This is a genomic window from Streptomyces sp. NPDC050161 (genome assembly GCF_044460025.1).
In the GTDB taxonomy this organism is placed as follows: domain Bacteria; phylum Actinomycetota; class Actinomycetes; order Streptomycetales; family Streptomycetaceae; genus Streptomyces.
Window position 1 is genome coordinate 233,629 of sequence record NZ_JBITJM010000010.1, and the last position, 9,862, is coordinate 243,490.

Here is a 9,862-nt window from a genome sequence, read left to right on the forward strand (position 1 = left end):
TCGCAGCACCATTGCGGGTATTGCGCGTATCCGGCGCTTACGGCGACGTTTACCGTGCATCTCTGCGACTACGAGTCGCAGCACCATTGCGGGGCGGAGGGTGGCGCTGAGGGCCACGTACTCGTGCACGGGCATCTCTGCGGCTACGAGTCGCAGCACCATTGCGGGATCCTCGACGAGGCCCACGTCCCGCTGTCCGAGCGCATCTCTGCGACTACGAGTCGCAGCACCATTGCGGGTACATCGGCTCCCGGCTGATGGAGCTGATCGTCCAGAGCATCTCTGCGACTACGAGTCGCAGCACCATTGCGGGCCGATCGGGATCGATGCGTCCATCGTGGCGCTGCTCGCATCTCTGCGACTACGAGTCGCAGCACCATTATGGCGTCGTGCTCTCTCAGCTCAACCGCGGTCCGGAGGTCGAGTCGAAGAAGGCGATGCGGGCAGGCGGACTGAAGTCACCGGACCGGACCAAGGAAGTACTGCTAGCCCTGTACGAACCGGCTCCCTGTACCAACCGCGCTGCCGTGGACTCCTCAACTGAGCGCAGGAACTTGCTACCACGCCGTGAGGTTCGAGTGGTCACCTCCGTACGTGTCCGCCGAGGCGGCTGCACCTTCGTGGCGAATCCGCCCGAATCTGTGCCTTTCCCGCGACCCGGCGTTCCCTGGATTCGGGGACGGGAAGGCCACGGCTCGATGCGAGATCGACGTCACCGTTGTGAGGGTGGCTGATGGCGAAGGGCTCGAATTGGCCAACTTGAGTTCCGCCGACCCCGGACCGGCGTTGTACGGGTAGCGGGCACCAGGCCGAGCCATAGCGCCCTGGCCATGCTATGCCCGGCAGTTGAGCCCGCGGAGGGCACCTCGATGCCAGCCAGTGCTGGTGGGCGGCGTTTGCATACGGGCGTGAACCGCTTCTAGATTCCGTCCCTCGTGCCGCGTACGGGTCTGGTGCGGTGTTGACCGTGTGTGAGGGGTTTTTCATGGCTGGGTCCGGCAAGATCCTGGACATCAATACGGAGGATGTGCAGGCGGCGGCGCCGGTCTTCGCGGCGCAGAGCCGGGAGCTGGACGAGGCGCTGCGGAAGCTGAAGTCTTCGCTGGATTCTTTGGGTTCGCCGTGGGGGAATGACGATTCGGGCAAGGAGTTCCATGCTGCCTATGCGCCGAAGCGTGCCGATATCGAGAAGGCCGTGGGCGTGTTGGTGCGGGGCCTGTCGTCCATTCATGCCGGGCTCAAGGATATGGCGGACGGTCATATTGACAATGAGGATTTGACGAAGGGGATGTTCACGAATCCCGGCGGGGGCGCCTGAGATGGGTGCGGGGGAAAAGGCCAAGGAGATCGTCCAGGATCTGACGGGTTTCCATTTCCCGGAGGGGGACGAGGATGATCTGCGGCATGCGGCTGCCGCGTGGAGGACGTTTGCGGATGCGGTGGGCGACGTCACCGCGAAGGCGAACAAGTCGGCGCGGGAGATCATCGACGGTAACCGCGGTGATGCGGTCGACGCCTTCGATGCGTTCTGGCGTCGCTACCACGCGGGCGGCAAGGGCGGTCTGGACGATGTAGCCGACGCGGCCCACAGCATGGCCAAGGCTCTGGACAAGTATGCGGACCAGGTCGCCGAGGCCAAGAAGAAGATCGAGCACGAGTTGGAGATCGCCGGGGCGGTGCTGGTGGTGGGGGCAGCGCTGGCGCTGTTCACCGGTGGGGTCAGCGAGGCGGCAGCGGCCGGGGCGACCGAGGTGATTCTGGCCACCGCGGAGAGCGCCGGAGTTGCGCTGTCCACCACCGTCGCTGAGGTGGCCGGGACGACCCTGGCCACCGCGGCGATGGGGGGTATCGAGGGCATCACGGTGGATGTGTTCGTGGCGCAGCCCACGCGCATGGCGTTGGGTGACCAGAGGCACTTCCATCTGGGCGAGATCCAGCAGGCCGGTGCGGCCGGGGTACTGCTGGGCGGCGCCTTGGGGGCGGCCGGCCGGTCGGTCAAGGCCCTGGGCGAGGCCGGCGGCGCAGGTGCGTTGCGGGATGTCAGGGTTCCCCGGCTGGAGCTGGCCGGTGCGGGCCGCGCTTCTTTGTCCCGTGTCCCCGACGGTCTGCGGAACTTCGGCCGGGACGTCAAGTGCCGGGTGCTGAAGAAGGATCCGGTGGACGTCGCTACCGGGTCGATGGTCCTGCCGCAGACCGACACGGTCCTGCCCGGTGCGTTGCCGCTGGCCTTCACCCGTAGTTTCGAGTCCTCGTACCGGGCCGGGCACTGGTTCGGCCCTGCCTGGGCCTCCACGGCCGACGAACGCCTGGAGATCGATAGGGAGGGCGTGGTCCATGTCGGCGCGGACGGCACCCTGCGCGCCTATGCGCACCCGGAGCCAGGTGGTGCGGGCGTGCAGTGCGGCCAGGGGCCGCGCCAGGTGCTGCGGCGCGCCGAGGCGGGTGACTTCGAGCTCACCGACCCGGCCACCGGATTGACCCGCGTCTTTGCCGAACACGCCCCGGGTCTTGCTCTGTTGGAGGAGATCGAAGATCGTAACGGAGGGCGGATCGCCTTCGCGTATGACGAGACCGGCGCCCCGACCGAGATAGCCCACAGCGGTGGCTATCGTCTCCGCATCACCACCCATGCCCACCGCATCACCGCACTGCACCTGGCCGGTGCCGCCGACGACGGCGGTGACCAACTGCTGGCCGCCTACGACTACGACGCCGACGGTCACCTCGCCGCGGTCACCACCCCCGCCTCCGAGAAGCCGCTGCGTTTCGAGAACGACGTGCAGGGCCGGATCGCCGCCTGGATCGACACCAACGGCTCCCGCTTCGACTACACCTACGACGACCGCGACCGCTGCACCGCCCAGTCCGGCTCAGCCGGCCACCTCAGCTCCACTTTCGTCTACGACCGTGATCCGGATACCGGGCTGCATCGCACCCGGCTGACGGACTCGCTCGGTCACACCAGCACCTACCTGGCCAACACGCGCCTTCAAGTCGTCGCCGAGGCCGACCCGCTGGGCCACACCACCCGTACGGAGTGGGACCGCTTCGACCGGATCACGGCGAGCACCGATCCCCTGGGCCACACGACCCGTTACACCTACGACGAGGCGGGCAACCTCACCCAGATCGCCCTCCCCGACGGCACCACCGGCGAGGCCACCTACAACGGCCTCAACCTGCCGACCCAGGTCACCGAGCCGGGCGGCACCCGCTGGCAGCACTCCTACGACGCGGCCGGCAACCTGCTGGCCACCACAGACCCGGCCGGCGCCCGAATCCACTATGCCTACGACACGTTGGGGCACCTGACCGCAGCAACCGACGCCGCGGGCCACACCCGCTACATCACCAACGACCAGGCCGGGCTGCCGACCGCGGTCACCGACCCACTGGGCCAGGCCACCACCGTCGGCCGCGACGCCTTCGGCCGCATCACCCGCATCACCGATCCGCTGGGCCACACCACCCGCCTGGGCTGGACGTCGGCCGGCAAACCTGCCTGGCGCGAGGCCGCCGACGGCGCGCGGGAGACCTGGGCCTGGGACGGCGAGGGCAACCTCACCTCCCACACGGATCCGGCAGGCAACACCACCCACCACGCCTACGGCCACTTCGACCTGCCCGTCACCCGCACCGACCCCGACGGAACCACCTACGCCTTCGCCTACGACGCCGAACTCCGCCTCACCCAAGTCACCAGCCCTCAGGGGCTGGCCTGGACTTACACCTACGACAGGGCTGGACACCTCAGCGCCGAGACGGACTTCAACGACCGCACCCTCCACTACACCCGCAACGCGGCCGGCCAGCTCACCTCCCGCGCCAACGGCGCCGGCCAGACCCTCACCTTCACTCACGACGCACTGGGCCGTACGACCTCCACCACCGCAGATGACGGTGCGCAGACCACCTACGTCTATGCACACTCCGGCCAGCTCGTACGCGCCACCAACAGCGACGCCGACCTCTCCTGGCAGCACGACCCTCTCGGCCACGTCCTGGCAGAGACCGTCAATGGCCTAACCACCACCTTCAGTTACGACCCTCTTGGCCGTCGCACCAGCCGCACCACCCCCACCGGCCTCGTCTCCCAATGGACGTACGACGCCGCGGGCCAACCCACCGCCCTGGCGACCGGCAGTCAAACCCTCACCTTCGCCTACGACGCCGCGGGCCGGGAAACCGAGCGCCACCTGGGCCAGACCACCCGTCTGTCCCAGACCTGGGATCCCACCGACCGTCTCACCGGCCAGTCCCTCACCCACCACCGAACACCCGGCGAGGACCTGCTCCTCCAGCACCGCACCTACGCCTACCGCGCCGACGGCCACCTCACCGAAGTCCACGAACTCACCAACGGCACCCGCCGCTTCGACCTCGACCGCTCAGGCCGCGTCACCGGCGTCCGTGCCCACGGCTGGACCGAGACGTACGCGTACGACACCGCAGGCAACCTCACCCGCGCCACCACTCCCGCCCGTACCGATGACGCTGATCGCGAATTCACCGGCACCCTCCTGCGCCGTGCGGGCCGCACCACCTACGAACACGACGCCCAGGGCCGGCTGACCCGGAAGACCCGCCATCTCCTCAACGGCCGGAAGCTCGCCTGGACCTACGCCTGGAATGCCGAGGACCGCCTCACCCAGGCCACCACCCCCGAAGGCACCACCTGGCACTACACCTACGACCCGCTCGGCCGCCGCACCGCCAAGTACCTCCTCGCCGACGGCGGCACCGTCTCCGACTCCGTCGCCTTCACCTGGGACGGCACCCGCCTGGCCGAACAGACCACCTCAGACGGGCAGATCACCACCTGGGACTACGCCCCCGGAACGTACTGCCCTCTCGCTCAGACCACCCGCCACACCCCGGCCGGGGCCCTCAGCTTCCATGCCGTGATCACCGACGTGACCGGCACCCCCACCGAACTGGTCACTCCCGACGGCCGGATCGTCTGGCAGCACCGCATGACGCTCTGGGGCGCTCCTCACTCCCCGGCCAAGAGCCCGGACGCTGTCGACTGTCCCCTCCGTTTTCCCGGCCAGTACGCCGACTCCGAAACCGGCCTGCACTACAACTACTTCCGTCACTACGACCCCGAGACCGCCCGCTACGTCAGTCCCGACCCCCTCGGCCTCATCCCGGCCCCCAACCATCACGCCTACGTCGACAACCCCACGGCCGGCTTCGACCCGCTCGGTCTCGCCGCCTGCACGGACAAGGGCGGCTGGTACGGAGCGCTCCAGCCGGCGCGGGCCGGGAACGAGATCAACCACGTTCCCGCCAAATCGGCGTACAAACACCTCACCGACCCCCGGCTCACCGAACACATGGGCCCGGCCATCCGGATGGACCGAGCCGATCACCGAGAAGTGATGAGCACCGGCAGCAGCCGGGAGGCCAAAACCTGGCAGGCCCAGCAGCGTTCGCTCATCGACCAGGGCAGGATCGACGAGGCCATCAAGATGGATATCAACGACATCCGAGCACGCTTCGGCAGCAAATACGACCAGCACATCCAAGATATGGTCCAAAGCCTGCCGGACAACAAGGGGTTCCAGAACCTGCTCAACGAACACGGCTGGACCATCAACTACGACCTATTGAAGTAAGGCACGACCATGGACTTCGTCATCGACCCGCCGAACGGAATCTCCCCGCTCCAGATCGGCATGACGTACGAACAGGCCCTGGAAGCGATCTCCGCCTGGGGTTCGCCGAGTGTGTCCGGGCCCTACGCTCACACGTCCACGGTGAAGCTCAAGGTGGATCACCACAGCATGGACATCGTCGCTCACCTCGAAGACGGCAAGACCGTAACGGCCATCGAGCTGTGGCGCTTCGAGAACGACGTCCCGGATGTTCGGGTCCTCCTCGACAACGTCGACATCTTCCGCACCCCGGCCAAGGAAGTGCTGCGCCAGCAGGCTGAACGAGGCCGGACCGTAGATGACTCCGACCCCGAAAGCCCGGAAATCCCGAACGTCACCTTGGCCTTCACCCGCGAAACCGGCCAGGAAGTCCCCCGCGAGTCTGACGGCCTTCCCCTGTACTTCACATCGGTCCTCGTCGCAGGAGCCGACTACTTCTAAATCCGTGATCTCGCCATTCAAAACGCCTCTCCCACTGCGAACCAGATCAAGCAATGTGCATAGGGCGACTGTGTCGCCCTATGCACCGCCGGCACCCTACGGCCACCGCGAAGCGTCTTCCGGGGAAACCAACAAGGCTGCCCTGCCGCTCCCCTTGGCATCCGACGGCAAAGAGCTGATCGAAATACACGGCGAGACCGCCGACGCCATCGCCACCCTCACCTCCACCGCCCGCGCCTCCGGCCGGACGGACGACATCATGAGCGGCGACAAGGACTTCGTCCAGCTCCTGGACGACGAGCCGGCGTGCGGATGCTGAACACCGGCGTGAAGGATGAACGCCGCTACACCACCGCCGCGCACATCCCGCCCCGCTACGGCGTCCCCGGCCGTGGCCGGACTACCGACCCCTGGCCGGCAACCCGGCCGACAACATCGCGGGCACAAGAGGCCATGTTGACCGCTTGTTGCAGGTTCGGCCACCCTGGAAGAGATAGGTCTAGGGCATATTCGAGCCCATCATATGGGTGATATCGGACTTTTTTGCGACCCTGCACCCTCACCGTTGGGGCTTCGTGCACTATGAGCACTTGAAGCATCACGGAGAGCACTGGCATCAAGGAGATGACGTGATCCAGCGAGCGGCGGGCGCTGAGGAGACCGGTGAGAACAGCCAGAAGACCAGGGACCGAGTGCTGTTCCTGCGGGATGAGCTGGCGCCGTCAGCGCCGTGCATGGTCCTCGGCAGGGAGCTGCGACGCAGGCGCGAGGCTCTCGGACTGCAGCAGCAGGAAGTTGCCCGGGCACTGGGCTGGTCGGAGTCGAAGGCCAGCAGGATCGAGGGTGGGCGCAACGCGATCAAGGAAAAGGACTTGGCGCTCCTCCTCCCGCTGTACGGAGTTGACGAAAGTGAGCGGGAGCCGCTGCGCGAGCTGGCCCTGATCGGCAACCGGCCCATGTGGTGGAAGCAGTGGTCAGGGATAACGCCGGCATATCTGCAGGCCGTTCTGAGCTTCGAGGACATGGCTCAGCGCATCAGGTCCTACGAGCCGCTATATCTGAACGGGCTCCTCCAGACCCCCGAGTACGCCAAAGCGCTGATCGCGCGCGGGCGGGCCCAGAGCCACCACGCTGCGCTGGCCGAGCTCCGGCGGGAGCGCCAGGCCAAGTTCGCTGCGGCGCACGGCAAGGAACTGATCTGTGTGATTGACGAAGCCTCGATCCGACGGCCGGTCGGTGACGCACAGGTCATGCGCCGCCAGGTGGAGCATCTGATCGAACTGAACAAGGACGGGCGCTACCAGTTGCGGCTCGCTGAACTGAGCCGGCCCAACATGCCCTTGGAGCTGGGCGCCACGACCATTTTCGACTTCGCGGAAACGCTGTTGCCCACCATCGCCTACTCCGAGAGTTTTGACGGTGGTCTGGTGATCCAGGAGGAGGAATCGGTGGACAGGAGAGTCAGGGCGTTCGACATGCTCCTGCACATGTCACTGACCCCGTCCAAGACGACACAGAAGCTGCGCGACTTACTGCGGTCCAACTACTACCGTGGGACCGCTCTGCCGTAGCCGTGGTCACGGCTTGCGGGCTAAACCTGCATACAACGACACCTGGGCGTCGCGCGCCAGACTCGGTCCGCTGGCTGCCTCCGGGTGCCAACGATGTGCCACGGTGACGCCGGGCTCCACCAGGACCAAGCCGTCAAAGAACCGCGCGACCTCTGTCCGGGAACGTACTCGCATGGGTGTGCCCTGTCGTGCGTAGGCATCGACGACGGCTTGCCAGGCGTCCGGCATGAAGTCGCCGGTGCAGTGGGACAGGCTCAAGAAGGAGCCCGTCGGCAGGTCCTTCATGAACCTGCCGACGAGTTCGTAGACGCTCTGCTCGTCGGGAACGAAGTGGAGCAAGGCGTGGAGGCTCAGAGCTACGGGGCGATCGAAGTCGACGACTCCCCCGTCTCTCACGGCGGCCAGTACGTCCGCGGGCTTGGTGGCGTCGGCGTCCACATAGGCGGTCTGCCCCTGCGGGGCTCCGCACAGCAGGGAGTCCGCATACACGAGGACGATCGGATCGTTGTCCACATAGACGACACGGCAATCCGGAGCGACTTCCTGCACCACTTGATGGACATTGGGGGCGGCCGGCATGCCCGCGCCCACATCGATGAACTGGCGTACGCCTTGACGGGCAAGAAAGCGCATGACGCGGTGCATGTAAGCGCGGTTCGCGCGGGCCACGGTCTCAATCGCGGGGAAGGCCCGCATGACCTCCCGGGCGGCTTCCCGGTCCACGGCGTAGTTCGTCTTCCCGCCGAGGTAGTAGTCGTACATCCGTGCGTTGTGTGCCCGGTCCTGCCCTAAGTTCACGTCCGCCCCGCTCAGTTCAGGCCCTCGCCGGTTCTCCACCGTGACCTCCATACCGCCCTTCGCCCCTACCCCGCTCCAGGCGAGATGCACTTGCATTATTGCCCTGCCTACTGGCCAGTCACTGGTGATGTCCAGCACTGCACGGCTCATGTACCAGTGATGCCGCATCGCGCCCTGAACTGATCAGGTGCCAGCCTGAAGGGCGGCGAGCCGCATATGACCAACTTCTGCAGTCGCAGTTGCAGTTGCACACGCCACATGCGGCTTGGTTCCTGCGTACCTTCCGGCGAACCTGACCTCAGAATCCGCTGTCGGTCAGCGCCGAGATGAAGGCCGCGGCGACGGCCTTGGGGACGGCAACGACTGGGCCGCCTTGGACTTTCGAGTCACGGAAGAGGACCACTCCCCCCGACGGCTGCGCCACCTCGACACATGCCCCCTCGGGAAGACTGTGCGAACTCTTCCGCCAGACGGCGCTGGTCGCCTGCGCCGCACCTGTCAGCTTCTCCACCGAACTACCTCCTGCGGTGAACGAACTCCCCGTCGCCAAATGCAATTGCATTTTGGCCCGACGCAGGGAGGCTCACCGGGCATCCGGCATGTATGCGCGCTTGAGGCGACAATGTCCGAATACAGTCGGTGACCCAGGTGCAAGTGCCACCCGGACAACAACGTGTTCGCAGGCCGCTGGGTGCCCCGACAAGGCCACGCACGCCTGGTCGGACAGGATCCTCGGTATAGGCGAGAACTTCGCCCGACGTGCACCCCAATTGCCATCTGACCAGGGAAAAGGACCTGGAGGGGCTACGCGCCCCAGGCCCGTGGTGACCGGATGGGGCGGAAGCTGAACGGCCAACTCGCCTGATCTTGGGGCCTGTTCAGAAGCTCCGCCTCGAAGTTCAGCCCTCAGCACATAGCCACGTTCCGTTTAGCGTCAGATGCACTCAGCTACTCAGCTGAGCGGCATCAGGACCCGGCCTACGGATCGCAACCTCAGCCGGAGTCCCCGCCGACGCCCCCTGAAGGAGAACGTGATGGGCCCCTCCCCCCGCCGGCGGCGGCATAAACCACGGCACGCCCGACAGCGCGCCAGGCCGTGGAAGCGACTGTGTACGCACTGCCTTGAGAACTGCTTGCGAATCCTGGCCAGCCAGGCCGATGTGCTGCTGCTCCAGCAGCACGAAACCTGGCTCAACAAAGTCGTATCCATCGCCCTGCTGTGTCTCCACCTGAAGCGGCACCACTCCGCCAACGGCTCGCGCCAACAGCCCTAAGCAGAGGTCCGGGGGGGGGGGGGGGGGGGCGCGGCGGGGCCGCCCGGCCCCCGCCCGGGCGCGCCCCGCCCACAGAACACCCCCAACCCACGCCGCCGGGGGGCAGGCGAGAGGCCCCGCC

Annotated in this window: 8 protein-coding genes and 1 CRISPR repeat array; of the genes, 6 read left to right on the forward strand and 2 right to left on the reverse strand. The window is 66.6% G+C overall.

Annotated features, from left to right (window positions below; genetic code table 11):
- The first annotated feature begins 56 nt into the window (after positions 1 to 56).
- Positions 57 to 386: a CRISPR direct-repeat array (repeat unit 37 nt; unit sequence GCATCTCTGCGACTACGAGTCGCAGCACCATTGCGGG).
- A 599-nt stretch (positions 387 to 985) separates the two neighbouring features.
- The 5 genes from ACIBK8_RS19025 (at position 986) to ACIBK8_RS19045 (ending at position 7,669) form a co-directional block, all read left to right on the forward strand.
- A complete protein-coding gene (locus ACIBK8_RS19025; protein ID WP_399043005.1) occupies positions 986 to 1,318 on the forward strand; it encodes a WXG100 family type VII secretion target in 333 nt (110 codons plus the stop codon).
- Position 1,319: 1 nt separating this feature from the next.
- Positions 1,320 to 5,618, forward strand: coding sequence for a DUF6531 domain-containing protein (locus tag ACIBK8_RS19030; RefSeq protein WP_399043006.1), 4,299 nt, complete (start codon positions 1,320 to 1,322; stop codon positions 5,616 to 5,618).
- A gap of 9 nt (positions 5,619 to 5,627) precedes the next feature.
- On the forward strand, positions 5,628 to 6,098 hold the full coding sequence (locus ACIBK8_RS19035; RefSeq protein ID WP_399043007.1) for a hypothetical protein: 471 nt from the start codon (positions 5,628 to 5,630) through the stop codon (positions 6,096 to 6,098).
- A 154-nt stretch (positions 6,099 to 6,252) separates the two neighbouring features.
- A complete protein-coding gene (locus ACIBK8_RS19040) occupies positions 6,253 to 6,417 on the forward strand; it encodes a hypothetical protein (RefSeq protein WP_399043008.1) in 165 nt (54 codons plus the stop codon).
- Between the two features lie 310 nt (positions 6,418 to 6,727).
- Complete coding sequence (locus tag ACIBK8_RS19045; RefSeq protein ID WP_399043009.1) at positions 6,728 to 7,669, forward strand: helix-turn-helix domain-containing protein; 942 nt, start codon at positions 6,728 to 6,730, stop codon at positions 7,667 to 7,669.
- A 6-nt stretch (positions 7,670 to 7,675) separates the two neighbouring features.
- On the opposite strand, the gene ACIBK8_RS19050 is transcribed toward ACIBK8_RS19045, so the two are convergent.
- Positions 7,676 to 8,518 carry an SAM-dependent methyltransferase gene (locus tag ACIBK8_RS19050; RefSeq protein WP_399043018.1) on the reverse strand — a complete coding sequence of 281 codons (843 nt, stop codon included), beginning with the start codon at positions 8,516 to 8,518 and terminating at the stop codon, positions 7,676 to 7,678.
- 247 nt (positions 8,519 to 8,765) lie between these two features.
- Positions 8,766 to 8,978 (reverse strand): DUF397 domain-containing protein, encoded by a 213-nt coding sequence (locus tag ACIBK8_RS19055; protein WP_399043010.1) that lies wholly within the window; start codon positions 8,976 to 8,978, stop codon positions 8,766 to 8,768.
- A gap of 622 nt (positions 8,979 to 9,600) precedes the next feature.
- Here ACIBK8_RS19055 and ACIBK8_RS19060 point away from each other — a divergent pair.
- On the forward strand, positions 9,601 to 9,741 hold the full coding sequence (locus tag ACIBK8_RS19060) for a hypothetical protein (RefSeq protein ID WP_399043011.1): 141 nt from the start codon (positions 9,601 to 9,603) through the stop codon (positions 9,739 to 9,741).
- Positions 9,742 to 9,862 lie beyond the last annotated feature (121 nt).

What these genes read in the sequence shown, in the direction of transcription:
- ACIBK8_RS19025 (WP_399043005.1), top strand. Translation starts at nt 986, where the DNA reads ATGGCTGGGTCCGGCAAGATCCTGGACATCAATACGGAGGATGTGCAG.
- ACIBK8_RS19030 (WP_399043006.1), top strand. Translation starts at nt 1,320, where the DNA reads ATGGGTGCGGGGGAAAAGGCCAAGGAGATCGTCCAGGATCTGACGGGT.
- ACIBK8_RS19035 (WP_399043007.1), top strand. Translation starts at nt 5,628, where the DNA reads ATGGACTTCGTCATCGACCCGCCGAACGGAATCTCCCCGCTCCAGATC.
- ACIBK8_RS19050 (WP_399043018.1), bottom strand. Translation starts at nt 8,518, where the DNA reads ATGGAGGTCACGGTGGAGAACCGGCGAGGGCCTGAACTGAGCGGGGCG.